Origin of the sequence: Pseudomonas sp. G5(2012), from assembly GCF_000408945.1 — a bacterium.
In the GTDB taxonomy this organism is placed as follows: Bacteria; Pseudomonadota; Gammaproteobacteria; order Pseudomonadales; family Pseudomonadaceae; genus Aquipseudomonas; species Aquipseudomonas umsongensis.
This window is the reverse complement of sequence record NZ_APIO01000025.1, coordinates 25,819-51,019: the sequence shown is the minus strand read 5'-3', so window position 1 is coordinate 51,019 and position 25,201 is coordinate 25,819. Positions and strand designations below refer to the sequence as shown.

The 25,201-nt window shown below is 56.8% G+C and carries 22 protein-coding genes; 9 read left to right on the top strand and 13 right to left on the bottom strand.

Translation table 11 applies throughout. The features are described from left to right. Positions 1-306 precede the first annotated feature (306 nt). The 4 genes from PG5_RS07425 (at position 307) to PG5_RS07410 (ending at position 5,702) form a co-directional block, all read left to right on the top strand. Positions 307-1,227, top strand: coding sequence for a hypothetical protein (locus PG5_RS07425; protein WP_020796496.1), 921 nt, complete (start codon positions 307-309; stop codon positions 1,225-1,227). A gap of 353 nt (positions 1,228-1,580) precedes the next feature. Then, a complete protein-coding gene (locus tag PG5_RS07420; RefSeq protein ID WP_052024676.1) occupies positions 1,581-2,492 on the top strand; it encodes a hypothetical protein in 912 nt (303 codons plus the stop codon). Positions 2,493-2,951: 459 nt separating this feature from the next. Continuing rightward, entirely contained in the window at positions 2,952-3,932 is a 981-nt protein-coding gene (locus PG5_RS07415; RefSeq protein ID WP_020796493.1) for a DUF5677 domain-containing protein, read from the top strand. A gap of 534 nt (positions 3,933-4,466) precedes the next feature. Then, positions 4,467-5,702: a hypothetical protein gene (locus tag PG5_RS07410; protein ID WP_020796492.1), complete on the top strand. Its 1,236-nt coding sequence runs from the start codon at positions 4,467-4,469 to the stop codon at positions 5,700-5,702. Positions 5,703-6,321: 619 nt separating this feature from the next. Here the strand turns inward: PG5_RS07410 and PG5_RS07405 are convergent. Together PG5_RS07405 and PG5_RS07400 are read right to left on the bottom strand one after the other, a co-directional pair. Next, a complete protein-coding gene (locus PG5_RS07405) occupies positions 6,322-6,837 on the bottom strand; it encodes an APH(3') family aminoglycoside O-phosphotransferase (RefSeq protein ID WP_256228186.1) in 516 nt (171 codons plus the stop codon). Between the two features lie 338 nt (positions 6,838-7,175). Then, complete coding sequence (locus PG5_RS07400; protein WP_020796489.1) at positions 7,176-7,895, bottom strand: hypothetical protein; 720 nt, start codon at positions 7,893-7,895, stop codon at positions 7,176-7,178. Between the two features lie 122 nt (positions 7,896-8,017). On the opposite strand from PG5_RS07400, the gene PG5_RS07395 reads away from it, so the two are divergent. Further along, on the top strand, positions 8,018-8,623 hold the full coding sequence (locus tag PG5_RS07395) for a hypothetical protein (RefSeq protein ID WP_256228183.1): 606 nt from the start codon (positions 8,018-8,020) through the stop codon (positions 8,621-8,623). A gap of 465 nt (positions 8,624-9,088) precedes the next feature. After that, entirely contained in the window at positions 9,089-9,346 is a 258-nt protein-coding gene (locus PG5_RS07390; protein ID WP_042955268.1) for a DUF6124 family protein, read from the top strand. Here the strand turns inward: PG5_RS07390 and PG5_RS07385 are convergent. Continuing rightward, positions 9,327-10,172: a phosphatase PAP2 family protein gene (locus PG5_RS07385; RefSeq protein ID WP_020796486.1), complete on the bottom strand. Its 846-nt coding sequence runs from the start codon at positions 10,170-10,172 to the stop codon at positions 9,327-9,329. The genes PG5_RS07390 and PG5_RS07385 overlap by 20 nt on opposite strands. Before the next feature lie 26 nt (positions 10,173-10,198). Then, positions 10,199-10,870, bottom strand: coding sequence for a histidine phosphatase family protein (locus PG5_RS07380; protein ID WP_020796485.1), 672 nt, complete (start codon positions 10,868-10,870; stop codon positions 10,199-10,201). Positions 10,871-11,121: 251 nt separating this feature from the next. On the opposite strand from PG5_RS07380, the gene PG5_RS07375 reads away from it, so the two are divergent. Continuing rightward, entirely contained in the window at positions 11,122-13,041 is a 1,920-nt protein-coding gene (locus PG5_RS07375) for a methyl-accepting chemotaxis protein (protein WP_020796484.1), read from the top strand. 190 nt (positions 13,042-13,231) lie between these two features. Here the strand turns inward: PG5_RS07375 and PG5_RS07370 are convergent, their stop codons facing one another. The 7 genes from PG5_RS07370 to PG5_RS07340 form a co-directional block, all read right to left on the bottom strand. Further along, positions 13,232-14,689, bottom strand: a complete 1,458-nt coding sequence (locus PG5_RS07370; RefSeq protein WP_020796483.1) for an amidohydrolase family protein — start codon at positions 14,687-14,689, stop codon at positions 13,232-13,234. 1 nt (position 14,690) lies between these two features. Further along, the gene (locus tag PG5_RS07365; protein WP_020796482.1) at positions 14,691-15,551 is read right to left on the bottom strand and encodes a MurR/RpiR family transcriptional regulator; all 861 of its coding nucleotides are present in this window, start codon (positions 15,549-15,551) and stop codon (positions 14,691-14,693) included. A gap of 15 nt (positions 15,552-15,566) precedes the next feature. Then, positions 15,567-16,916: a gluconate:H+ symporter gene (locus PG5_RS07360; protein WP_020796481.1), complete on the bottom strand. Its 1,350-nt coding sequence runs from the start codon at positions 16,914-16,916 to the stop codon at positions 15,567-15,569. 245 nt (positions 16,917-17,161) lie between these two features. Further along, a complete protein-coding gene (locus PG5_RS07355; RefSeq protein WP_020796480.1) occupies positions 17,162-18,607 on the bottom strand; it encodes a SulP family inorganic anion transporter in 1,446 nt (481 codons plus the stop codon). A 198-nt stretch (positions 18,608-18,805) separates the two neighbouring features. After that, entirely contained in the window at positions 18,806-19,699 is an 894-nt protein-coding gene (locus PG5_RS07350) for an NAD-dependent epimerase/dehydratase family protein (RefSeq protein ID WP_020796479.1), read from the bottom strand. 103 nt (positions 19,700-19,802) lie between these two features. Further along, a complete protein-coding gene (locus PG5_RS07345) occupies positions 19,803-20,714 on the bottom strand; it encodes a LysR family transcriptional regulator (RefSeq protein WP_020796478.1) in 912 nt (303 codons plus the stop codon). A gap of 142 nt (positions 20,715-20,856) precedes the next feature. After that, positions 20,857-21,447: an NAD(P)H-dependent oxidoreductase gene (locus PG5_RS07340; RefSeq protein WP_033045486.1), complete on the bottom strand. Its 591-nt coding sequence runs from the start codon at positions 21,445-21,447 to the stop codon at positions 20,857-20,859. 163 nt (positions 21,448-21,610) lie between these two features. Here PG5_RS07340 and PG5_RS07335 point away from each other — a divergent pair, with 163 nt between their 5' ends. Further along, positions 21,611-21,925, top strand: coding sequence for a putative quinol monooxygenase (locus PG5_RS07335; RefSeq protein WP_020796476.1), 315 nt, complete (start codon positions 21,611-21,613; stop codon positions 21,923-21,925). Here the strand turns inward: PG5_RS07335 and PG5_RS07330 are convergent. Beyond that, positions 21,915-22,679 carry a sulfite exporter TauE/SafE family protein gene (locus tag PG5_RS07330; protein ID WP_020796475.1) on the bottom strand — a complete coding sequence of 255 codons (765 nt, stop codon included), beginning with the start codon at positions 22,677-22,679 and terminating at the stop codon, positions 21,915-21,917. The two genes, PG5_RS07335 and PG5_RS07330, sit on opposite strands and share 11 nt — an antisense overlap. Positions 22,680-22,913: 234 nt before the next feature. Here PG5_RS07330 and PG5_RS07325 point away from each other — a divergent pair, with 234 nt between their 5' ends. Then, positions 22,914-23,798, top strand: a complete 885-nt coding sequence (locus PG5_RS07325) for a LysR substrate-binding domain-containing protein (RefSeq protein WP_042955301.1) — start codon at positions 22,914-22,916, stop codon at positions 23,796-23,798. Here the strand turns inward: PG5_RS07325 and PG5_RS07320 are convergent. Further along, the gene (locus PG5_RS07320; RefSeq protein ID WP_020796474.1) at positions 23,739-25,178 is read right to left on the bottom strand and encodes an amino acid permease; all 1,440 of its coding nucleotides are present in this window, start codon (positions 25,176-25,178) and stop codon (positions 23,739-23,741) included. The genes PG5_RS07325 and PG5_RS07320 overlap by 60 nt on opposite strands. Positions 25,179-25,201 lie beyond the last annotated feature (23 nt).

The window sequence follows — 25,201 nt, the reverse complement described above, 5'->3', positions numbered from 1 at the left end:
TCCAGGCTCACTGGCCCGTCTTCATCTCTAAGCGTGGATATTCTCTTGCGGATAAACCTGCTTGAAAAACACCGCCGCACTGGCAAAAAACAACCGAAACCGGTTAGTCGTGACAGACCGAAAACGGCCAGAAGCGGGCGTTCCCGAGCCCAAAACTAGCTCAAGATGTTAGCCCTGGGCCGTAATTGGGCAACTAGCGCTGTCGGGTTATGGGGTATCTTGCCTGCTCCACATTGCAGTACATTCTAGTCTGAAGCAGACAGCCAGCTGATCCGGAATTAGTAATTTTTAAACATCGAGATAGTCATGGAAAAAACATTGCAATCAAGCTGGTTTCATTGGTTCAGAAAAAAGCTAATAACTGAGTTCAATCTAGACATCAGAAAAATGAAGAGCTACCAGCCCGACATAGCTCCAATAATTTATTGCTGCATGCAGCATAAACGCATTACACCTCGAAACAGGACTGTGCTCCTAAGCAATGAATTCAAAAACAGCAAATGGGCGAGCGATGAAATATGGCTTTCCTTGCAAAGAAAAATTGAGTCTGGAGAAGATATAAACGGATACATGAGCAAGAGAGTAAATGACTGGCAATCAATTGATTATTTACTTTACACATGCAATATCTCTCATTTTCACTTATACAAAAATCAAAAAGGCGGGATTAGAGAGGAGCTAGTTTTTGGAGTTTTTACGAAAGATTATTTTTACACCATAATCGTTGGTGATCATAATGATGCATACAATGCGGATAAATTAGTTTCAATTGCTGCATCAAGCTGGCCCGACCTAAATATATTCAAGAAAAGCGACCCATCGACACCCGCAAAATCTACATTCAATCCAAGGGAGTTTAAGCGCGTTGCGAACAACAAAAACCTTCAGTTCAACTTGATAAATCCAACAGCATTCATCGACCATGAAGGCCAGCTGAAAGAGCTCGACAACCACCAGAATACAGCTTTAACAAACGTCACCCTAAACAACATGGATATTGGAAAAATACCTCTCAAGGTATATTTCGCCTATGAAAACGAGGTGAAATATCTAACCGACCTTGACGCAAGGTTATATGGTGAATACAGCGCTAAAAGAATGTCACTTTGCATTAATGAGAAAAGGGGTGACTACTCGATAGAAATTCACCGCCAGCGCAGCCTAAATAAAACACACAGGATACCCAGGAAATATATTACCTGTAGTCTTTATGAGAGGTTTAAGTGAGTCAGAGGCTGCCAGAAGTTTCGATTCAACCGCTCAACGACAGCTATCGGCCCAAGCTGTGTGAAAACGCTTGCACCGTTTTGAAGTCTGCGTTGCTACGTGAGATCTGCTAGGAGCGCGATTTTCGGTCCGCCTCTGACCGTAAACTCTGCTCTAAAACGTTTTTACACAGCCGGTCAAAAGCGGACTATGGACACGCGGCTAACGTATGCATAACCTGCGAAAGTCTATGTCGCTTTTCTGGCCTGATTCGCGAGTTATGCATGGACGGGGAGCGTTATGCGACACAAACGGTTAAATACTATACGCCACTTCTGTCGCCTACTTAAAGTTAGGAATAAATAAGGATTCCCATGTTAAATACACGTGAGAGTAGAACAAAATTTAACAACGCCTGGCCTGCAAGATTTTTGTTCCCGACCGAAGAGTCCTTGGTTCAACGTCTTGCAAAGAACAATGTGGAATCTGTTTTTCTTCCAGTTCAGATAAAGCACTCCGACAGCCATGACTTCCAGACACTTCTTTCGCACTGCATTGATTCACTAGACTATCTGCCTCTCCGTCCTGATTTTTCGTTTGACCAGATATGGAAAGCTCTCGATGCGGAGTTTTTCCGCCTGAAAGCTAGTCCTGGAACGTCTAGTAGTCAGTCCAGATTCTCTGTATTTTCGGCACACATATTGGCCAGCAGTTTCACATCCAACTCGCATTACACGCTGGCAGCACATATCCCACTGCAAACTTGCGAATTCTTTGCCAAACGAATTCTAGATAGCGTTGCCAATCCAAATGAGCACTCCGAGGCCTTTACCAAAAGAGTGGAAAACACGTTGGGTGTTGGACTGCTTTCTGATATTCATATCAAATACGACAATGAATGGCTTGTCCCTGACAAAAGAGCTGGAACTCAAAGAAAGCTAGGCGGCTTACTCAAGCTGATTATAGCTGGCAAGCAAGTTGCACTGGGGACAAATAGCTATCAGCTTTCTGCCGATCAAGTTGATCGACTGATGATCAGCACAATTCTTCCGCAATTTAGGAACGAACGCTTTCATGGAAGTGTTCGTCCCCCATTCCGCTCAAGCAAAGCAACGTTAAAAACGTACGCTCATGCTTATTTCTTGTTTATTTATGCATATTCTCTAATGTGCGAAATTTTCCTATATCGTGAATTCGGCGTAGTGCAATCGGCAGATGTTCTCGCAACCACTAATGAAAATCTGAACAGATTCCTGCAGGTATTTGGCGACCAAGTGTCAGCCTAACAAATAATTCAAAAACCGACCCGCTAAAGCAGGCGGCTTAACTCCAGGATTAGACAACTAATATCGTGGATGTCAACCGCCTGATCAGAGCGCTTTTGGCTTGAAAACAGGGTTTACAGCTCGCGGGTCAAGCATTGGGCAAGCTGCACCGGCTCAAGCTTCGCCTAGAGTGGTCAGCGGCCTCTCTGCGTAACCCCACCGAGCCAGGGCATTAGCGTGAGACCGCGTTTTTCCACAATCTGAGCCGAGAGCTGCCGTTGAGATAGGGCTCTTTTCGACGACGGGCTTCGGCGATTAACGAGAGGTAACCGCTAGGAACGGCCTCCAACCACAAGGCGAGCAATATTAAAATGACATCATCGCATGGTAGTGCTTAGATAGTGCAGCATTTCATTACCCTGATCCAGATGGGTCAATAGCAAAGTAAATTTTGAATAATTGAAGAGTCGGATTGTATAGATGAACGAAAATAGAGAATCAGTTTTAAAAGGCGACCTGCTGGCATTGGTTAATGATCAGGCCGAGCTAATAAAAGCAAAGCTTAACGGACAACTGCAATGGCTTCAGTTTTCAGGTCCTGATTACAAGATAAAGTCGGAAACCTGGGTGTTGAAAGCCCAACTGGGCACAGTTGAAAAATTTCAGCACCTCATCACACCCTCCGGTCTTGAGCAGGATATTTCTGTCATTGCTTTAGCACGCAACGCATTTGAAAATCTCATTTGGCTAAAGCTATTCAACGAAGACAGACACTACGGCTTAGTATTTTATCGCCAGCTTTTGCAGCAGCAACTGGATAGCCAAATGCAGGCAATTGCAAAAGCACGCGAAGAAATTGAACTCTTCAAGCAGCTCGAGCTTGAAGATGTTCCAGACTTTGATTCAATTATTGATTTGATTGACAACAATACATCAGAGGACGATAAAGCTGCGCTTGTCAGTAACCTCATAAACGAGTGCAGGGAAAAAGTTGACCTAAAGGCAAGATCTGCGTTTTCAATCTATGCACAGCAGGCAAAACATAACGGCTATGCTTATCAAGCACACCTCATAGAAAATGATGCTATTCCGCATCATGAGGCTCGGATAAAGACATTGAAAGAACATATGAATGAATTACTAAGGTCGAAGCCCGCCGATACTAATCCATTGCTTGAGCCCGAATTTTTAGAAAAAGCTGTACGTTGGAATTGGGCGGAGCGGGCGTCAAAACTAGGAATGGAGTCGCACTATAAATTCCTCTATTCATTTACTAGCAGGTTATTGCACGCCACCCCGATGAGTTTAGTAACTCCAGTAGTGCTTAGCTCACAAGAGAAGGACTTGCTTCTCGACTATCTCTACCTATCTGTGAAAGCTTCGTACGAAGAGATAGATAGATTTACGTACCCCGGTCAAGTGAGTGTGGTAAAAATCTCTGTTGATGGGATCCAAGAATAAGATAGTCAACTGGAGTTTGATCGTGCGAATTCAGGCTAATACATATTATTTATTATCGAGGCGAGGATCGTTCAGCCGATTTAATACCGTGTCTGACTGCTATCCGCCGGTTATCATAGGCAATTTTTTGTAAACTTCTGCCGAATCTGGTCAGCAGTTATGAGCCGGTTGCTGCCTGTTGAGAAGGGCTGCAATCGGCCGATTCTGTCGAAAACAGTCGACCTTGGTTTCCACGGCGGAAAAGTACGCGCCCGAGATTGAAATCCTTACTTTTGGGCAAAGGCTTCCGGGCTCAGATTTCACGTAGCAGCGTGCAAAGTGACGTTTTCACCGGTCAATATCCGGGCAGTTTGAGCGAACCGACTTTTTCAACACAACGGGCCAAAAGCAGATACTCAGAATATCTACGGAAATAGGTGCAATTCAAATTCCCTGCAGTTGGTGCGCAAGTAAAATACAAATGACGGGGCGGATCGGCTGCAAACACTTGATTAAATACGCTGGCACTGCAGAATTATTTATAAGGAGTTTAAAATGGCTACTAATAGAGTGCTACAGCTAGAGAATGGAGTGGGTCTGGGGAAGGTCGTGGTTTGCTCAGGATTATCGTTTCCCGCGATAATCCATCCACTGCTACATGGCGAACCAGTGCTCACCGCTCAGGCATTTTATTACTTGAGCCAACTAGATTCAGTTGCAAAGGTCAGATTTGAAAATCCAGAAGATATACTATCTGATGATGGTATTGAGTATTTGATTGATAACTATTTGTTTGAGTACAGCAAGAGGCACCCTGAATCTACGATCACCTTCAAGGTCTTGAAAGGTAAGTTTTGGTACGAGAACGGAAGTGGCCATTATCTACGCGTGGACCAAGGCTTGACTGAGGTTTTGGCTGTTGATGTTATGAACGATGAGTCTGTCGAGTCAATAGTTTCTGTAGACTTGGAGGACAGAATTGATCTTAATGATTGGGATATCGGACGAAACTACACTAGGAACTGCTTGGAACCCTATGTCGTCAAGCTGACTGAAGCCTTAGATAAGAAAGTCGATGTCAGAATATGGCCTGGCCCCTATCGTGACGGCTATTTTGGCAAGTTGAGGGTCATAAAGCCAGATGAAGGATTACTAAATTATGATACGGCTATGGCAATGGCGGACATCTGCATACGGAATATCGCTGAGACAGACATTGAAGCCAAAGTGGGTTGGATAGGGATCGGAACCCCGAAAACAACTCTTCCAGTCGAGAGGATAGTAGCAACTAGATTTCATAATCCCGTTATGTTGTCTCACTATTTTTCCGGGCTGCATGAGCTCAATGCCCTAAAAAGCTTTGTCGGATTTTATAATGTTCTTGAATACTATTTCGAGGAGGCGCCGCGCCTTCTAGGAAGAACCGCTCGGAACGAAAAGCTGCAGATTGAGTGTGTTGTAGAGTTGCTGGTAAGCGATGCTGATGTTACTGATTTCATCGGAGCCCTGCCTTCTGCAAGTGTAGCTTTTATGATCTCGGACTTGCCAACCTCCTCGAGTATCAGCATAGTGGGATTCAATGAGGCGAATGGAGCCAGAAAAGATCTCGCACGTTGGCTTTATGAGATTCGCTGCGCAGTCATTCACTCAAAAAAAACCCGCAAAGGTGTCGCCACGGCAACATTTGAGCCTTACACATCAGCTGCTCAGGCGCTACACCAGGTGCTTCCGGTTATTCGTTGGCTCGCGATCAAATGTATTGAAGCGGACAGCGCACTCAACCCTCCGTGAAAATGTGGCAGATGAGGCTTCAAAATCCGAGACCTTATCGTCTTGAGTCGCCCCCACCTATGAAGACTCTTTGAATGACTGCTTATAGCCGATTGTGTTGAAAAGTCGGTCCTTCCAGACTGCCCGCATACAGACTGCTGAAAACGCCTTTTTTTCGCGCAGCTATGCGAAATCTGAGTGGAATCCTCTGCTCAAAGTAAAGACTGCAATTTCAAGCGCGTACTTTTCTGCTGTGGAAGCCATGGCCGATTTTTTCAACAGAGTCGGCCGGAAGCGGACTTAGGCCGATAGTCTGCTTTTGGCCATCTCTGCCTGTCGCCACCGGCAGCTGTGGCCAGTTCACTGCCAATCATAGTTACGAAGCGTGCTGGTCAGATCGAATGCAAACGGGTGGTCAAGTGGAATGCAGTATTCCAATTGGTATTCCAACTAAAAATAAAAACAGATATTAATGTTATAAATCAATATCTTACTTAGCGAATTCAAATTACCCCGGCCCACCAAATACGAAGCAAGACAAAACCCGCCCAGTGCGGGTTTTGTTGCATCTGGGGTTCGGTAATCCCTGCAACACACGCCCCTGTGGGAGCGGGCTTGCCTGCGAAGAGGCCAGCCAGACTCAATAGAACTCGTCCAGCAAACAGTAAAACGCTATACGTTGCTGATCTGGCTCCACACCGTACTCACGAAAAAATGGGGCCACCCATGCCGGTCCCAAATTGCGTTCAATGCTTCGGGCAGCCAGGGCAAGGTCTTGATAGATGTCACTGATGCCTAGCCGGCCGCAGTCGATGTAGCCGGTAAAACGGCTCGCTTCGACCATGAAATTCGGCAGGCAGGCATCGCCGTGGGTGACGGCAAGGTCATAGGTTTCGGGAAGCGTAGATAGCAGCTCTAGGAAGACATCCTCAGCGGTCCGCCCCAGCCGCTCATCGTCAAAGTCTGATTCGTCGACTAGCCCGGCACTCACTCGATTCCTGGCGGCTGCCATGCGCTGCTGCAACGGGTGGTCAAAGGGACATTTCTCAGTTGGCACCTGGTGCAGCCTACGTAGCGCCATCGCCAGGGCGCTGATGACTTGGGGCGCAGACAAGTCGTTGGCACTGGCCAAATCTTGTCCGGGGACGGCACTCATGAGTAACCAATGGCGATTGTCCTCTGTCGTCGCATCAAGAACGGTCGGCCCGGCAGGTCTAGCCGGTTCATCCAACGAAGACGCTTAATCTCTTCCGGCAGCTCACTGTGCGGGCCAATGGATTCGGACTTCAGGAACAGGTGTTCGCCGTTGATGCAGCGAATGCGAGAAACCTCGGCTCCTGACTCTCCGATAGTTTGTCGCTCAATAAGCGCCGTACTGAATGTTCGGGACCATTGGGCAGGAATATCCATCCTCTCATTACTCTTTGTATTTGGAGATGCGTCGGGGTGAATCAGGTTTAGATCTATTTCAGGATTAGAGACCCACCTTGCCCCTCAGCTCAATCGAAAATCGCTCAAGTCAATCGACACCATCACCCTCTCCCGCAATGGCTGCCGATCCTCACCCCGCAAATAGGCTCTGCGCCGAGTGGGAAAACGAAAGCCCTGGGCCTCAACGTACTCGCTCACGTACTGGGCGGCTGCAAACCCGCCCGCCACATCGACGTGGTAGTCATGCCGACGCAACAGGCCATCGTCCCCGAAGTAAAAATCCTGGAAACGGCTATGGCTGGCGATGTGTGCTGGAAACTCGACCCGCAGGCCGCGCCATGTCTCGGGGCCTTCCTGCCAGGGTGCGATTTGCGTGACGTTGAAACCCGGCATCGCCATGAAAAATGGTGTCGTCAGGTAGGTCCACATGGCGTAGCCGCTGAAGTACGCGCGGTGCAGCGGGTCCCAGGGGGTGTCCATGGCGTGGCCGGCGAATGATTCTCGCGGGTTCGATCGCTCGCGCACGATTTCGCCATCGGTGGTTTCGATGGCGATGTAGTCGGCCCGGAATGCCGTGCGCCAGTGCGGGTTGCCGAAGGGTGTCACGCTGGCGTTTTGCTTGTGCAGGCTGACGGTCATCTCGCGGGGCATGGTGTCTTGCACCACGCTTTTCATTGCCCATAATTCCCCGCCGGTGACGATGGTGGCGTTGAGCGTGGTGAACGTGTTCCAGCGCTCCAGCTGGCCATGGGCGTCGAGTACTTTTTTCAGCAAATCGTTCATGGGTCTTGCCCCTTTCGATGCTGGCCGGAATCAAAAGAATAGATCACCGGCGGGTCGTGGGCGGCTCTATGCTGATGACGTCCCTACAGACTCGATCCTCCACTGAACAGAAGCATTGAGGCATGCAAAACATGAATAAGCGGATTCTGGCCCTCCTGGCAGCGATGGTTTGCCTGCCGGCACATGCCGCCAGCAAAGTCGGTGCCTTCGATGCCGGCAATGGCGGCCGGCCTTTCGACCAGACGCTGGAACTGCAGGGCATTGTCTTTCATGTGACGGATGAGTCGATCGACGGTAGCCGTGCAGTACGCATCGCTCCCCAAGGACTGGAAATCGATAATTCGGTCATGACTCACCCCCTGAATGGCGACATTGCCCGGGCGGAGGTCGCGGACCTTGATCGAGATGGCTCACCGGAAATCTATGTCTTCGTCAGGTCACCAGGGCGCGGACTACCCGGCGAACTCGTGGCCTACGCCGCCAACCGTAAAAAGTCGCTGAGTGCGATCTATCTGCCACCGGTCAGCGAAGACCCGACGATTGCCAAGGGCTATCGGGGCGAGGATGAGTTTGCCGTGGTGGAAAACACATTGGTGCAGCGGTTTGCGCTGTATGACAGTGCGGAGGCCTCGGCGGGGCGGACGGGGAAAATGCGCGAGATTCAGTACCGACTGATGCCTGGGGAGGCGGGGTGGATTTTACGCAGGCAGAAGGTGACGGAGTATTGAGCCACTTTCCGCTTTCGCCCCCGGGCCACACATGAACTTTTCTTCACCCCGCGTTCAGGCAACTCCCTGTAAATTTGCCCTCGCTCATTCAAGAAACTACGGTTTGCCCGCCCTCCCGCGGGCTTTTTTTTGTCTTGCGAAAAGTCCTACTCCGGGGCGAATTGCGGGGAAAAATCCCACAGGTCTTTCAGGTTGTCGGTCGGAAGGGGGCTGTTTAGCCTTTGTTGGTCACTGACGACTCAGTGATCGGGTGTGAGATCCCGGGAGTATGAATCCAGTGCCAGTACCACCATAATTGCCGCCAGCTATCCGCTGTCAGCAATGTTTTATGGCGGCTGTGTGCGGGCAGGCTTCGGTCTGGCCGGTTTCCTACTCCCGGTAATCTCACTCCGCACATAGCTGCCACCCATTTCTCCGCGTGAGATCGGTGATTGTGGTGGTTCTCAAATCGAGTGGAGAACTCAGATGATCCCGGATCCGCCTTTCACAACTGAAAAACCCTACCGCCCCAGCCCCTTCTTCACGCTCCACCCCGACATAAAATCCGAAAGCCTACTCGCCCACGCGTGCGAATCATTGGCTTCAGCCAGCGTCATGCTCAATGATTTCGCCACTTACCTCAGCGGCCCCCAGCGCAACACCGCGCTGGGGATTGCGCAGATCGTCATGCTGGCGGAGCTGGCTGTGAACCGGGCACTGGATACTATTGATCCGCAGGCATAAGTCCGACAGGTTGAGCCACCAACGCCGGTTCTTCAGCCTTGCCCAGAACCGGCATCTCCAACCGCGCCCGCCCATAAAACGCCAGCGCCGTCAGCAAACATGCCAGCCAAACGAAGATCCCGGCCCAGAAGGTGTGGGACATGTAGTGCCAACCCTGCACCACCCGCGTCGTGCCATACACGAACCCGAGGGCCAGCGAGCCGTACATGATTGCCTTGGAATAGCGCCAGCGGTAACGGCGTGCAACAAAGTACAAGGCGAGCATGGTAAAGCCACCGGAGGCATGCCCGCCCGGCCAGCAGCGACCGTCACCCGCGACCTTGAGTAGATCGAAATTTTCGTACCACTCCTTATGCTCGATCTTCCCGCCGTACTGGGTCGTCTCGATCGGGCAATACACACTGGTGTGGCCCTTGAGGTAGTGAATCACACCAGTGCTGATGGAGAACGCAAGCACCACGTAGAGGAAATCCCGACGATGCCGGGTGGCGAAACGCAGTACCGGCGCAACTTTGATCTTTTCCAGAAAGGCGATGATTTTCGCGTGTTTTTCCGCCTTCAAACGCGGCCAGAGAAACGACAGCAAGGCACCGATGATGGCGATTTCGCCGGTCCAGTTCGGAATGATCCGCGCCCATTTATGGGTGATTTTTTCGAACAGGTGCACATGGTCCAGCGGGAACGTCTGCGTCACCGGATCATAAAAAAGATTGTTGAAGGCGATGTCGATCCGGGTCAGGTCGAACATCAGGAACACCACCACCGCGCAGGCCAGTGGGATACCAAAGTTCAGCCAGTAAAAACGGGAGCGGGAAGCCGTCTGCATCGTGTGTCCTGGTTCAGAGTGTGAATTCATTCGGTGGTCACCGAGTGCCAGTCCGAGGCCTCGATGAATCCAAGTACGTGTGGTGCTTGCAGCGCTTGGGCAGTGACGAAAAGCGCGGCGCCGTAGCCGAAGGTCGAGGTGGGCACCTCGAGATCCTTTTGCAGTTGCGCCATGCATTCGCTGTGGGTCACCAGGATCAGGTTGCGCCCGGCGACCTTGTGCGCCAGGGCGTCGCGCAACATCGTGCCTTTGCAGTTGATCAACCAGTCGTCGCCAGCGTCGACCTTGTTGAACATGTACCCGCTGGTCTGCGCGGTACGCACCATCGGGCTGTTGTAGATGTCGGCCCGCGCCAGACCCAGTCGCTCGAATCGCGCACCGACGGCCACCGCAACGCTGCGCGAGCGATCGGTGATGCCATCGTCGCCACTCAGGCAGGGGGCGCTGGAGTGATCGCAACGCTCGACATGGCGAACCAACACGATCATGTCGCCCTTGGCCCAACCCGCCAACAGCGCCCGCGCGCCCTGCACATTGCCATGGGCTAGGTCCGGCACGGCGGCGGGCCGTAACAGCAATACTGTCAAGATGATCGCCAGCAGCGCCGAGGCCAGCACCACAAGCGCATTGCGATACCGGGCAAAAGGCCTCAGGTCGATCGAGCGGGTTATTCCGAACAGACTCAGTCTCAGTTCCACATCAAGCCGCCTCGCAGCCCTTCATCAGGTGCCGTGAGGGTAAGGAGGCGGGCGTCGGCTACCAGTGAAACCAATGTGAAAAAAAGCTTAAGCCTGCGGCAAAAGGCTTGTTACAGAATCCGCCCGACAAAATCCTTTCAGCTCTCACGATTGCTGCCGATACAGACCTGCAACCCACCTTGCTGGCGCCTAAAAACAACAATCTTCCAGCCAACCGACGATCAAGAAACACACGTTCCTGGAGGAATTTGATGAATAGCTGGTTCGGCAACATCAGCGTGAACCTGAAACTGGGCCTGGGCTTCGGCCTGGTCCTGGCCCTGACTTGCGTCCTCGCCCTGACCGGCTGGACCAGCCTGGGCAGTTTGATCGACCGCAGCAACTGGATGAGCGACATCACCCAGCTCAACGCGGGCCTGACCAAGCTGCGCGTGGTGCGCCTGCAGTACATGCTGACCAACGGCGACGAAGTCACTGCGCAAAATGTACAGGCCACGCTGCAAGACTTTTCCGATCAGCAACAAGCCTTGCTGGCGAAGTTCAAGAGCCCGGAAAACATCAAATTGCTCAAAGAGCAAGGCGCTGTCATCGACGCCTACAAGACGTCCCTGGCCAAGATGCGTGGCGCCTATCGCACCGGCAACAGCGCACGCGAGGTCATGGGCGCCAACGCCGAAACGGCCAGCACGCTAATCGACGATTTGAACAGTCGCGTGCAACAACTGCCACCGAGTGATCAGCGCTTCGAGCAGTTCCAGGCCATCACCGCCGCCAGGCAAGCGTTCTTGCTGGCCCGCTATGAAGTGCGTGGCTACACCGCGACTACCAATGCCGAAACCGAGCAAAAAGCCGTCGCTCAACTGGACGTCGCCATTGCCAGCCTGAAACAGCTCAACGTGCATTTCACCGACGTCCAGCCCGAAACCCTGCGTCAACTGGAGACCGCACTGGGCAACTACCGCAGCGCCTTGCAGGCTTACAAAGCCGCGAACAGCGATGCCGTGCAGGCGCGCAAGGAAATGACCGACCAGGGCGCGGCCATCGTGAGCCTGAGCGAACAGCTGTATCAGATCCAGCTCGACCGTCGCGATGCAGAAAGCGCCCAGGCGCGTACCCTGCAATTGATCAGCACGCTGCTGGCTCTGTTGGTCGGCATTATTGCCGCCGTTCTCATTACCCGGCAGATTACCGGCCCGCTGCGCGAAACCCTGGCCGTGGTCGATCGCATCGCCAGCGGCGACTTGTCCCAGGACGTGAGGGTGACCCGCCGCGATGAGCTGGGTGTCTTGCAACAAGGCATCGCGCGCATGGGCGTGACCCTGCGTGACCTGATCAGCGGTATCCGCGACGGCGTCACCCAGATCGCCAGCGCGGCCGAAGAACTGTCGGCCGTGACCGAGCAAACCAGCGCCGGGGTCAACAGCCAGAAAGTCGAGACCGACCAGGTCGCCACCGCCATGCACGAGATGACCGCGACCGTGCAGGAAGTCGCGCGCAATGCCGAACAAGCCTCCCAGGCCGCCGCCGCGGCGGATGGTGAAGCCCGCGAAGGGGACAAGGTTGTCGGCGAAGCCATTACCCAGATCGAACGCCTGGCCAGCGAGGTGGCACGCTCCACCGAAGCCATGGGCCTGCTGCAACAGGAAAGCGACAAGATCGGCAGCGTCATGGACGTGATCAAGGCCGTGGCCGAACAGACCAACCTGCTGGCCCTCAATGCTGCGATTGAAGCGGCACGCGCCGGTGAAGCCGGACGTGGGTTTGCCGTGGTGGCCGACGAAGTGCGGGGCCTGGCGCAACGCACGCAGAAATCCACCGAGGAAATCGAAGGCCTGGTGGCGGCCTTGCAGAACGGCACCCAGCAAGTGGCGACCGTGATGAATAACAGCCGCACCCTGACCGACAGCAGCGTAGCCCTGACCCGCAAGGCCGGTACCTCACTGGAAAACATCACCCGCACGGTGTCCAACATCCAGTCGATGAACCAGCAGATCGCGGCCGCGGCCGAGCAGCAAAGCGCGGTGGCCGAAGAGATCAGCCGCAGCATCATCAACGTGCGCGACGTGTCGGAACAGACCGCTGCGGCCAGCGATGAGACGGCCAAGTCCAGCGTGGAACTGGCGCGACTGGGGAATCAGTTGCAGATGATGGTCAGCCACTTCCGCGTCTGACGTTCACTGCGCGGTGAATGAAAGATCCATTCGCGAGCAGGCTCGCTCCCACAGGTTCAATGAGCATCCTGTGGGAGCGAGCCTGCTCGCGAAGGCGATATGACAAACAACCTGCCTGCCCGCACTAGCGAGCAGGCCATACGGATTTGACGCTTGCTCTGGAGCTGCCGCAGGCTGCGATCTTTTAGCGTCACGCAAATCCTGCGCTCAAATCCCCTTCCCGCGCCAGGAACCGCCCTTCCCTGCGCCCGTTCGCCTGACCGTCCTGGTAACTCAATACCCCGTTGACCCACACGCCATCGATGCCTTCGGCCGCCCGTTGCGGATCGTTGAAGTCCGCGACATCGCGAATGGTCGCCGGGTCGAACAGCACCAGGTCGGCCCAATGGCCTTCGCGGATCTCGCCCCTTTGCTTGAGGCCAAATCGCGCCGCCGACAAGCCGGTCATCTTGTGCACGGCGGTGTGCAGGGGAAACAGTCCTACGTCACGGCTGAAATGCCCGAGCACCCGCGGGAAGGCGCCCCACAACCGTGGATGAGGAAACGGATCTTCCGGCAGGCCGTCGGAGCCGACCATCGACAAAGGGTGCGCCAGAATCCGTCGCACATCGGCTTCGTCCATCCCGTAGTACACAGCGCCGGCCGGTTGCAATTGGCGGGCGGCATCGATCAGGGACAGGTTCCACTCGGCGGCGATATCCATCAGGTCGCGCCCGCCCATCTGCGGGTGCGGCGTTGACCAGGTGATGGTAATGCGATGTGCATCGGTGACTTGCTTGAGGTCCAGGGTCGAGGAACTGGCAGCGTACGGATAGCAATCGCAGCCCACCGGGTGGGTTTTCGCCGCCTGCTCAAGGGACGCCAACAGTTGCGGGCTGCGCCCCCAGTTACCGGCGCCGGCACATTTGAGGTGGGAAATGATCACCGGGGATTGCGCATGCCGGCCGATCTGGAATGCCTCGTCCATGGCGTCCAGCACCGGCTCGAACTCGCTGCGCAAATGGGTGGTATAGACCGCGCCAAACGCTGTGAGCTCTTCGGTCAGTTGCATCACTTCATCGGTCGATGCCGAAAACGCACTGGCGTAGGCAAGACCGGTGGACAAGCCCAGGGCGCCAGCCTCGAGACTTTCGCGCAGTTGCTCGCGCATGGCGGCAATTTCATCGGGCGTAGCGGTGCGAAACAGGTCGTCGAGGTGGTTGCTGCGCAGCGCGGTGTGGCCCACCAGCGCGGCGACGTTCAGCGTGGTGTTTGCCGCCTCCACCGCCGCACGGTAATCGCTGAATGTTCGATAAACGAACGCCGCAGCGCTGCCGAGCAGGTTCATCGGGTCCGGTGGATCGCCGCGCAGGCTCACCGGCGAGGCGCTGATCCCGCAATTGCCGACGATCACCGTGGTCACGCCCTGGCTGAGCTTGGGCAGCATCTGCGGCTGACGGATCACCACCGTGTCGTCGTGGGTGTGCACATCAATGAAGCCGGGCGCCAACACGCGGCCAGCAGCGTCGATTTCTTCGGTGGCACGGGCATCCTGCAAGTCACCGATGCGCTCGATGCGGCCATTGCGGATCGCCACGTCGGCCGGGTAGCCAGGGCTGTTGCTACCGTCGATGACCAGGGCATTGCGAATCAGCGTGTCGTACATCATGTCAGTCTCCCAGCGGCAAGTGATCGTCGCCGCCGCGGTAATCGTCCAGGGCGAGTTTGATCCGCCGCAGGCGCTCTTGATTGTCTTGAGGATTGGCCAGTGCCAGCTCGGTGGCAAGCACATCGATGGCGAGCAACATGCCGTAGCGTGCTGCTGTCGGTTTATAGATGAAGGAGGTCTCGGCGCTTTGCAGCGGCAATACGATGTCGGCCAGTTGCGCCAGCGGCGAATCGCCTCGGGTAATGGCCAGAATGGGCGCGCCATAGCTGCGGGCCAGCTCCACAGTTTCCAGCAGTTCGGGGGTGATCCCGGTCAGTGAACAGACGATGACTACCTGATCGGCACTGAGACTGGCCGCCGTGATCCGCATCATTACCGCGTCGTGGCAGACCGCGATCGGGTAGCCAAGGCGCACGAGGCGCACCTGCAACTCATCGCTGCACAAGGTCGAGCAGCCGCCCATGCCGAAGGCATGAATCATCCGCGCCTTGCCCAGCAGTTTCACGGCATCGGCGAACCGCGACTCGTCGAAGGCCGACAGGTGCTGGCGCAGGGTCGATTCGATGTCGCCGACTATTTGCCCATAAAACGCTGACTGCTCCGGTGTGCCCGCCGGATCGAGAAAACGGCTGCCGACGCCGCTGGCCTGGGCCAGTTGCAACCGCAGGTCGCGCAGATCCTTGCAGCCGACCGTACGGGCAAAGCGCGACAGCGTGGCAGTGCTGACCTCTGCGCGCAGCGCCAGCTCATCCAGGCTTGCGGAGGCGGCAAACCCCACATCGTCGAGCATCAGGCGCGCGATGCGTCCTTCCCCGGCGCTGAAGGAATCCTGGCGGGCGCGGATCTGGTAGAGGATGTCCATGGCGGGCGGCTCCGGTTAAATCAGGTAGGAAAGGCCCACGGTCAGGCCGAAGGCGACGAGCGAGATCAGGGTCTCCAGCACCGTCCAGGTCTTGAAGGTCTGGGTCACCGTCATATTGAAGTATTCCTTGATCAGCCAGAAGCCGCCGTCGTTGACGTGGGAAAAGATCACCGAGCCCGCTCCTGTTGCCAGCACCAGCAGCTCCGGGTGTGGATAACCCATCGCGATGGCCACGGGCGCGACCACGCCCGAGGCGGTGGTCATGGCCACGGTAGCGGAGCCGGTGGCGATGCGCATCAACGCGGCGAACAGCCAGCCCATCAGCAACGGCGACAAGTGAAATTCGTTGGCCAGGCCGACGATCTGGTCGGTGACACCGGCGTCCACCAGGATCCGGTTCAGGCCGCCGCCAGCGCCCACCAGCAAGGTGATGCTGGCGGTCGGCGCCAGGCATTCGTTGGTGAACTTGAGGATCGACTCGCGATTGAAGCCCTGGGCCAGGCCAAGGGTCCAGAAGCTCAGCAAAGTCGCCAGCAGCAAGGCGATGACCGAGTTGCCGATGAACAACAGGAACTGGTTAAAACCCGTGCCCGGGGTGGAAATCAGGTTGGCCCAGCCGCCGATCAACATCAGCACCACCGGCAACAGGATGGTCGCCATTGTCAGGCCGAAGCTTGGCAGACTGTCGCGCGGTTCACGTTCGAGGAACTGCCGCTCCAGTGGGTTTTCCGTCGGCAACTGGATACGCGGCACGATGAACTTGGCGTACAAGGGCCCGGCGATGATCGCCGTGGGAATACCGATCGCAATCGCATAGAGCAAGGTCTGCCCCACCGACGCCTGGTACACCTGCACCGCCAGCATCGCCGCCGGGTGCGGTGGTACCAGCGCATGCACCACCGACAGGCCGGCGACCATCGGCAAGCCGACCATCAGGATCGATACGCCGACCCGCCGCGCCACGGTGAACGCGATTGGCACCAGCAATACGAAACCGACTTCGAAGAACAATGGCAGCCCGACCAGGAAAGCGATACACACCATCGCCCAATGCGCGTTTTTTTCGCCGAAGCGGTCGATCAAGGTGCGCGCCACCTGCTCGGCGCCGCCGGACTCGGCCATCATCTTGCCAAGCATGGTACCCAGCGCCACCACCAGGGCGATATGTCCCAGGGTCTTGCCGACGCCCGCCTCATACGCCCCGACCACGCCGGACGGCGGCATGCCCGCCACCAGCGCCAGGCCGATGGAGATCAGGGTGATGACAATGAACGGATTAAGCCGGTAACGGGCGATCAGCACGATCAGCGCGATGATGGCGACAGCGGCATACACCAACAGCCAATAGCCGAAGGACGGGGTCATGCGGTACTCCTCGAGAGGGTCACGTCGAAAGTTTTGTGAAACTCTTAAAACATTTCGAGGCGCGATTTTCAAACGAGGTGAAAGTAATTTTCGTTTAGAGGTAAGGGATGTCGCTCAGAGATATGTCGTGTCGCGATTAATGAAAATCAGGCAGGTAGATTTTCATCACGACACCGATCGTTCCCATGCTCTGCGTGGGAACGATCATCCTTTGCTGAGCGTGGGAACGATCAGGCAGGCGGACCTCAGTCGTGTTGTACCCGGGCGCGCTTGAGCAGTTTCTTGCAGCGCTCGGACAGGCCCAGCACCCGTAGGTGCTTGCCAGCCTTGCTGTAGCGCTCGCGCAAGGTCTCCAATGCAGCGATGGCGGAGTAATCGACGAAGCTCAGGTGGCGACAATCGAGGGTCACTTGCACGGGGTCGTTGGCTGCGTCGAACTGGTTGAGAAACGGCGTGGTCGAGGCAAAAAACAAGGTGCCGTGCACGCGGTACAGCTTGCTGCCGTCGCTTTCCAGGTGACTGTCGGCGTACAGCTGCCGAGCTTGCTGCCAGGCGAAATTGAGCGCCGCAATGATGATCCCGCACAACACCGCCATGGCCAGGTCGGTAAATACAGTGATCACCGTCACCGCGATAATCACCAGCACATCGTTCAATGGCACCTTGTTCAGCACCCGCAGCGAAGCCCAGGCGAAGGTCTGCTGCGAGACTACGAACATCACCCCCACCAACGCCGCCAGAGGAATACGTTCGATCAACGGCGACAGGAACAGGATGAACAGCAGGATCGACACCCCGGCCACCACACCGGACAGCCGCCCGCGCCCCCCGGAGCTCAAGTTGATGACGGTCTGGCCGATCATCGCGCAACCGCCCATTCCCCCAAACAGACCGGACACCACATTGGCCGCGCCCAGCGCCACGCACTCGCGATCGGGGTAACCGCGGCTCTCGGTGAATTCGTCGGTGAGGTTGAGGGTCAACAGGGTTTCCAGCAGGCCGACCATCGCCATCAAGAACGCGTAGGGCGCAATGATGCTTAGGGTTTCCAGGTTCCAGGGAATGTCCGGCAAGGCAAATGTCGGCAAGCCGCCGGCGATATGCGCCATGTCGCCCAGGGTGCGGGTTGGCAGGCCGAGGAAGTGCACAGCCAACCCCACTCCCAGGATCGCCACCAACGCCGGCGGTATCGCGCGGGTCAGACGCGGCAGCACATAGACAACCGCCATCGTCACCGCCACCAACCCGATCATGTAGTACAACGGCGTGCCGCTCAGCCAGGTCTCACCACTCTTGAAGTGCTCAAGCTGCGCCAGGGCAATGACGATTGCCAGGCCGTTGACGAACCCCAGCATCACCGGGTGCGGCACCATTCGCACCAGCTTGCCCAGTCGCAGCAGCCCGAACGTCGACATGATCAACCCGCCCAGCAGCACCGTCGCCAGCAAGTACTGCACGCCGTGCTGCACCACTAGCGCGACGATCACCACCGCCATCGACCCGGCAGCACCGGACACCATGCCAGGCCGGCCACCGAATAGCGCGGTCAGGGTGCAAATGATGAACGCACCATACAGCCCCATCAGCGGATTGAGATGAGCCACCAGCGCGAAGGCAATGCATTCGGGTAACAGGGCGAAAGACGTCGTGAGGCCGGCTAGGGCATCGGCGCGTAGATGTTTTGGTTTCATGGAGGACCGCGTGCAGGGAGAAGCAAGAAAGAGTGTGGGGATGTTACGGAATCAAGGGCGGCCCGGCCAGTTTATGCAACTTCAGAAACGCCTTCGCGAGCAGGCTCGCTCCCACAGTTGACCGCGTCCATCTGGACAATGCGTTCTAATGTGGGAGCGAGCCTGCTCGCGAAGGCAGCAACGCGGTGTTAAGCGAACTCACACCATCTCGTGACGAATCCACTCCAGCACCGACGTGCGCTTCGGCACCCAGCCCAGCAATTCCCGCGCATGCTTGCCGCGAACACGGCTGTTGGAGCCCAGGCCATAGTTGGCCATTTCATAACCCCACTCGGCTTCGGCGTCCTTCAACGGCCAGTCTTGCGGCTTGCCCAGGTTCAGCGCCTCGGCGATCGCCGTGGTCATGTCGATGAATGACGCTTCACCGCTTTCGACGAAGTAGAACGTGCCTGGGACGTTTTTGTTCAGCGCCAGCAGGTACAGCGATACCACGTCTTCGATGTGCACGTTGGACCAGATGTTCTGCCCGGTCCCGACATGGCGGACCACGCCGCTTTTACGCGCCTGCTTGAGCAAGCGCGGCAACTGCACGCTGTCGCGCTTGACGCCCAGGCTGTGGCCGTAGATCAACGTGTTGCAGATGACGGCCGAGTTCACGCCGTCCTTGGCCGCGGCGAGGATCAGGTTGTCGATGGCCACGCGTGCGGCCTTGTCCACGGTAGGTTCCGGCAAGTTGTCTTCGTAATAGATAACGTCTCTGGACTGACCGCCCGAGGCATCGCCCACGATGCTCGAACCGCTGGTATGCAGCAATACCTTGTTGGAGCCGCGCAAGGCATCGAGCAAGGCTTCGACAGCGCCGCGATGGTCGCTGCTGGCGGCGTTGATCACGGCGTCGGCTGCGCGGGCCTGTTCGGCCAATAGTGCGCTGTCGTCCAGCGTGCCGGTCACGGGGGTGATGCCCAGTGCCTTGAGCTCGTCCGCTTGCTCGGCGTTGCGCACCAGGCCGGTAACCTTGTGGCCGGCCTTGACCAGGCCGGTGGCGATGGAGCCGCCGATGAAACCGGCAGCACCGGTAACGAATACGTTCATGGAGAAACTCCCTGCATTGATAAGTGATGCAACGAGTATCAAGCAGTGATCCCAGACGAAAAATCCCTGCTGACCCAATTCACTCTTGCGCAGGAATCACGAATCAGTCGCTGAAATCCGTGGAAGCGTAAAGCGCCAATTTGCCCTGGATGAAGTCAAGGAAACACTGGATGCGCAAGGCCAGCTGCGAGTTACGGTAGTACACCGCGTTGATCGGCTGGCGATAACCGCTGTTGAACTCGGCCAGCACGACCTTCAACCGCCCGGCACGAATGTCCTCGATGGTCATGTAATGCGACAGGCTGGCGATGCCTTGGCCTTCCAGCGCCAGATGGCGGATGGTTTCACCGCTGGATGCGCTGAGTGACGCCTGGATCGGCCAGCGATCGCCATGCACGTAGCGCAACGGCCATTGGTTGAGGCCTTCGTTCTGGGTGAACCCCAGCAGGGTGTGTTCGGCCAGGTCCGCCACGGCTGTCGGTGTGCCATGTTTTTCCAGGTAGGCGGGGCTGGCGACGATGTGCAGCGGACTGCATCCCAGCGAACGGGCGTGCAGGGTCGAGTCGGCCAGTGTGCCGATGCGGATGGCGATGTCGGTGCTTTGCTCGAGCAGGTCGATGATCAGGTCGTTGCTGTTGAGTTCGAGCTGGATATCCGGATAAAGCCGGCGGAACTCATCGATGTACGGCACGATGGCATGCAGCATGAACGGCGACGCGGCGTTGATGCGCAAACGCCCGGACGGCGTTTGCTGGCGCGAAGACAAGCGTTCTTCGAGTTGGTCCATCTGATCGAGAATCAGCTTGGCGTGCTCGAAGAAATATTTGCCCTCCTCGGTCAGGTCCATGCGCCTCGTGGTGCGGTTGATCAACGTGGTATCGAGCTTGGCCTCCAGCCGCGACAGCGTGCGACTGACCGCCGACGGCGTTTGCCCGACCTGCTCGGCGGCCGCGGAAATCGACCCGCACTCGATCACGCAGACGAAGATCTGCAATTCATCGGATCTGGCTTTCACGTGTGTCCTCTTTCACGAATCGGCATGGCATGAATCGCCAGGATCGCAGCCTTTGGCAGCTCCTACAGGGTATTGCGTATACCTGTAGGAGCTGCCGAAGGCTGCGATCTTTTAAGCCATTGCGACCGATATTAGCTGAGCGTTACACCTTCAGGCCAAACACCTCGGCCAAGTGCTGCTCATAACGCGCCACATCGGCCTCGATGTTCGGGCGTTTCATCACGTCCACGCAGAGGAAGGTCGGCAAAGCGGTCATGCCGAGGAATTGGTTAGCCTTGTGGAACGGGAAGTACACCGCGTCCACGCCTTTGGCCTCGAAGAAGTCGGTCGGGTCGTCGAAGGCTTGCTGCGGCGCGTTCCAGGTCAGCGACAGCATGTATTGCTTGCCCTGGATCAGGCCGCCGCTGCCGTACTTCTGCGAGGCGTCGGAACGGGTGCGGCCGTCGCTGGCATAGAGGCTGCCGTGACCTTCGGTGAAGACCTCGTCGATGTACTTCTTCACGGTCCATGGCGCACCCATCCACCAGCCCGGCATCTGATAGATGATCACGTCGGCCCAGAGGAATTTGGCGACTTCTTCGGCGACGTCGTAACCCTCGTCGATGAAGGTGGCCTTGACATCCACACCGCCGCGATCCAGCACGCTTAGCGCGGCTTCATGCAAGGTGGTGTTGTAGCGGCCATCGGAGTGAGCGAATTTTTTGCCGCCATTGAGTAACAGGACTTTTTTCATGAGAGGTCTCGCAAGGGTCAGAAACTGGATGGCGGCAGCGTAACGATCCGCTTCGCGCGGAGTAAGCGCCGCTGTCGCAAAATACATTTGACCCATACGCACGAATCACCAGCAGATTGTTGCCTTAGACTGGCGCCGATTCTGACTTGAGGAGTGTTTTCCAATGAGTGAAATGCAAGGTTTCATCCTGCACGCCAAGACCCGCCCGGAAAAATCCGACGCCTTCGAAGCGTTTTTCAGCGGCTACGTAGAAGCAAGTCGCGCCGAACCTGGCTGCATCGAGTACCACATGCTGCGCGACAAGCAGGACCCTACCCTGTTTATCTTCTTCGAGATCTGGCAGTCCCAGGCACATCTCGACGTGCACTCGAACCTGCCGCACATGAAGCAGTTCCTCGATCAACGCAATGAGTACCTGGAACGGGATTTCGTAATCCGCGCCATCGAGATGCTCAGCCCGTCGTCCGCTAGCCGCTGATCAACAAATGGCCGCCGAGCAACCCGAGGCCAATGAAGAATACGCGCTTGAACAACAGGGCGCTGATCCGCTGGCGCAGCCACTGCCCCAGCCACATGCCGAGCACCGCCGGGATCAGCGCCAACAGCGACGCACTCAACTCGCCACCACCCAGGGCACCGAGCCATAGCAGGCCGCCCGCGAGGGCAAGGGTCGAGACGGTGAATGACAGGCCCAACGCCTGCACCAGTTCGTCCTTGCTCAAGCCCAGCGCCTGCAGGTAAGGCACTGCCGGAATCACGAACACGCCCGTGACCGACGTAATGACACCGGTCATCACGCCGCACATCGGACCTAGCCAGGGCTCATTACCCGCACCGACACGCAAGGTCGGCAAGAACAAGCCGCAGAGCGCATAGAGCAACAACGCCGCGCCCAATCCGCGCACCACCCAATGTCCACCGACCATGCCGATCCACAGCGTACCGGCGCCGGTGCCGATGAAGATGGCCAGCAGCATCGGCCACAGCCGCAGGATCAACCCGCGCAGATGCCCGCCGAAGGCCAGCTGCCAGACGTTGGTCAGGGTCGCGGGAATGATCAACAGCGCCGCAGCCTGTGACGGGGCCATAGCCAGACCGAGCAAGCCCATGGCGATGGTCGGCAGGCCGAGGCCGATCACGCCCTTGATCATGCCGGCCAGCAGGAAGGTGGCAATGACCAGTAATGAAAGGGTCAGGCCGAGATTTTGGTAGAACGAGGCGAGTGTATTCATGGGCTGATGGTGAGCCCGGATTGGCGGGTTGAAAATCTGCCATATACTGAGCCTGGCTCTTGATTAGCAAGAGGCTTGAGTATCCGCCGTGGCTGCTGACGCCTTCGCGGGCAAGCCCGCTCCCACAGGGATCTTTGGCGGACACCAAATTTATGTTCGATGCATTTCTACTGTGGGAGCGGGCTTGCCCGCGAAGAGGCCCGCCCACACGACACACCACTTGAGGCTGCAATGATGCACTTCGACCTGACCGACCTGCGCCTCTACCTGAACATCCTCGACACCGGCAACATCACCGCCGGCGCGGCGCGTAGCCATCTTTCCCTGGCCGCCGCGAGCGCGCGAATCCGTGCAATGGAAGCATCACTCGGCACTGAGTTCCTGCAGCGCGGCCGTCGCGGCGTTACCCCGACGCCTGCCGGCAAGGCTCTCGCGCAACACGCGCGGGTCCTGCTGCAACAGGCCGAACGCATGCAGCAGGACCTGGCCGAATATGCCAAAGGCGTCAAAGGCCAGGTGCGGTTGTTGTGCAACACCACGGCCATCACCGAATACCTGCCGGAGTTGCTCGCCGACTTCCTGCGCGAGCATCCCAACCTCGACATCGACCTGCAGGAATTGCCCAGCACGCGCATCACCCACGCGTTGCGCCAGGGTGCCGCCGACCTTGGCATCGTTTCCGATGCGGTGGACACCCACGCCCTCGAAACCCTGCCCTTTCGCGACGACCCGCTGGTGCTAATCATGCCGCCCAGCCATCCGCTGGCCGACAGCGAACCGCCGACTTTCAGCGATACCTTGCAGCACGACTATGTGGGGTTGGCCGCTAATAGTGCACTCGCGGTGTACCTCGAAGAACAGGCGTTGCACGCAGGTATGCGCATGCAGATCCGCATCCGTGCGGAGGGTTTCGACGGGGTGATTCGCATGGTTGCCCGCGGCGCCGGGCTGGCGATTGTGCCGCTGGCGGCGATCCAGCGCCGGGCACTGGATCAACCGCTCAAAAGCTTCTCGTTGAACGAAGACTGGGCACAGCGAAAACTGCTGCTGTGCGCGCGATCATTCACTGGCCTGCCCGGTTATGCCAGGGCGCTGCTCGAGGCGTTGCTCATTGAGTGAGACCGGTTTGGGCTTCCTGAAAAACACGCCGTAGACAACGGTCAGCAACAACAGGAACGGCACACCGAACACCAGGGTCATCTTGAAGGCTTCGGTGAAGTAGGTGGTGATCATCACCGCGCCCATCAGTACCAACCCCAACCAGGTGCTGTAGGGGAACAGGCGCATGCGAAACGACAGTTTTCGCTCGCCGTGGCGCTGGTGATAACGACGGAAACAGTAGTGCGTCAGGAAGATCATGAACCAGGTGAAGATGGCGCCGAACATGGAGATCGCCATCATCAAGGTGAACGAACTTTCCGGGTACAGGATGTTGAGCAAGGTCGCCAGGGCAATGCCCGAGCTCGACAACAACAGGGCGTTCAGTGGAATCCCGCTCTTGCTCAACTTGCCCATGGACTTGGGGGCGTAGCCGCCACGGGACAGGCTGAACATCATGCGCGTGGTGATGTACAACTGGCTGTTCATCGCCGAGAGCGCGGCGATCAGGATGACGAAATTCATCACCCCGGTGGCGCCGGGAATGCCGATGGCTTGCATGACCGTGACGAACGGGCTTTGCGCATGACCGGCCTGGACCCACGGCACAATCGCCAGCATCAGAGCGAGTGTCAGCAGGTAGAACACCACCAGGCGCACGATGGTCGCGCGAAAGGCTTTCTTCACCGCTTGCTCCGGGTCCTGCGCCTCACCGGCGGCCACGGCGATCATCTCCACGCTCAGGTAACTGAAGATCGACACGATGACCGCGACCCACATGCCTTGCAGGCCATGGGGGAAAAAACCGCCGTGGACGGTGTAATTGTGCACGCCGTATTCCGGGTTGCCGGAACCGAACACCACGTACACCGCGAGAATGATGAAGCCGACGATCGCGCCGATCTTGATGGTCGAGAACCAGTACTCGAACGTACCGAAGGTCTTCACGCTGATCGCGTTGAGCACGATCAACACACTGGAAAACGAGACGATCCACACCCACTCCGGCACGTTGGCAAACCAGTACTTCATGTACATCGCCACCGCCGTCACTTCCGTACCGACCGCCAGCACGATCGCCGCCCAATAGGCATAGCGCACCAGGAACCCGGCCAAGGGGCTGACATAGAATTCGGCGTAAGCACCGAACGAACCGGAGGTCGAATGGGCCACGGTCATTTCCGCCAGGCAGCCCATCAACAACAGCGTGATGATCGCGCCGATGGCATAGCTGAGCAGCACGCTCGGCCCGGCATAGCCGATCGCGTAGGCGCTGCCCATGAACAGCCCGGTGCCGATCGCGCCACCAATGGCGATCATGCTCATTTGCCCGGACGTCAGCTGACGCCGCAGGCCCTGTTCACGGTTGGATATCGTTTCAAAACCGGTGTTATCGGTCATTTTTATGTCCTCTGAATATTGTC

What these genes read in the sequence shown, in the direction of transcription:
- PG5_RS07425 (WP_020796496.1), top strand. Translation starts at nt 307, where the DNA reads ATGGAAAAAACATTGCAATCAAGCTGGTTTCATTGGTTCAGAAAAAAG.
- PG5_RS07420 (WP_052024676.1), top strand. Translation starts at nt 1,581, where the DNA reads ATGTTAAATACACGTGAGAGTAGAACAAAATTTAACAACGCCTGGCCT.
- PG5_RS07415 (WP_020796493.1), top strand. Translation starts at nt 2,952, where the DNA reads ATGAACGAAAATAGAGAATCAGTTTTAAAAGGCGACCTGCTGGCATTG.
- PG5_RS07410 (WP_020796492.1), top strand. Translation starts at nt 4,467, where the DNA reads ATGGCTACTAATAGAGTGCTACAGCTAGAGAATGGAGTGGGTCTGGGG.
- PG5_RS07405 (WP_256228186.1), bottom strand. Translation starts at nt 6,837, where the DNA reads ATGAGTGCCGTCCCCGGACAAGATTTGGCCAGTGCCAACGACTTGTCT.
- PG5_RS07400 (WP_020796489.1), bottom strand. Translation starts at nt 7,895, where the DNA reads ATGAACGATTTGCTGAAAAAAGTACTCGACGCCCATGGCCAGCTGGAG.
- PG5_RS07395 (WP_256228183.1), top strand. Translation starts at nt 8,018, where the DNA reads ATGCAAAACATGAATAAGCGGATTCTGGCCCTCCTGGCAGCGATGGTT.
- PG5_RS07390 (WP_042955268.1), top strand. Translation starts at nt 9,089, where the DNA reads ATGATCCCGGATCCGCCTTTCACAACTGAAAAACCCTACCGCCCCAGC.
- PG5_RS07385 (WP_020796486.1), bottom strand. Translation starts at nt 10,172, where the DNA reads ATGCAGACGGCTTCCCGCTCCCGTTTTTACTGGCTGAACTTTGGTATC.
- PG5_RS07375 (WP_020796484.1), top strand. Translation starts at nt 11,122, where the DNA reads ATGAATAGCTGGTTCGGCAACATCAGCGTGAACCTGAAACTGGGCCTG.
- PG5_RS07370 (WP_020796483.1), bottom strand. Translation starts at nt 14,689, where the DNA reads ATGATGTACGACACGCTGATTCGCAATGCCCTGGTCATCGACGGTAGC.
- PG5_RS07365 (WP_020796482.1), bottom strand. Translation starts at nt 15,551, where the DNA reads ATGGACATCCTCTACCAGATCCGCGCCCGCCAGGATTCCTTCAGCGCC.
- PG5_RS07360 (WP_020796481.1), bottom strand. Translation starts at nt 16,916, where the DNA reads ATGACCCCGTCCTTCGGCTATTGGCTGTTGGTGTATGCCGCTGTCGCC.
- PG5_RS07355 (WP_020796480.1), bottom strand. Translation starts at nt 18,607, where the DNA reads ATGAAACCAAAACATCTACGCGCCGATGCCCTAGCCGGCCTCACGACG.
- PG5_RS07350 (WP_020796479.1), bottom strand. Translation starts at nt 19,699, where the DNA reads ATGAACGTATTCGTTACCGGTGCTGCCGGTTTCATCGGCGGCTCCATC.
- PG5_RS07340 (WP_033045486.1), bottom strand. Translation starts at nt 21,447, where the DNA reads ATGAAAAAAGTCCTGTTACTCAATGGCGGCAAAAAATTCGCTCACTCC.
- PG5_RS07335 (WP_020796476.1), top strand. Translation starts at nt 21,611, where the DNA reads ATGAGTGAAATGCAAGGTTTCATCCTGCACGCCAAGACCCGCCCGGAA.
- PG5_RS07330 (WP_020796475.1), bottom strand. Translation starts at nt 22,679, where the DNA reads ATGAATACACTCGCCTCGTTCTACCAAAATCTCGGCCTGACCCTTTCA.
- PG5_RS07325 (WP_042955301.1), top strand. Translation starts at nt 22,914, where the DNA reads ATGCACTTCGACCTGACCGACCTGCGCCTCTACCTGAACATCCTCGAC.
- PG5_RS07320 (WP_020796474.1), bottom strand. Translation starts at nt 25,178, where the DNA reads ATGACCGATAACACCGGTTTTGAAACGATATCCAACCGTGAACAGGGC.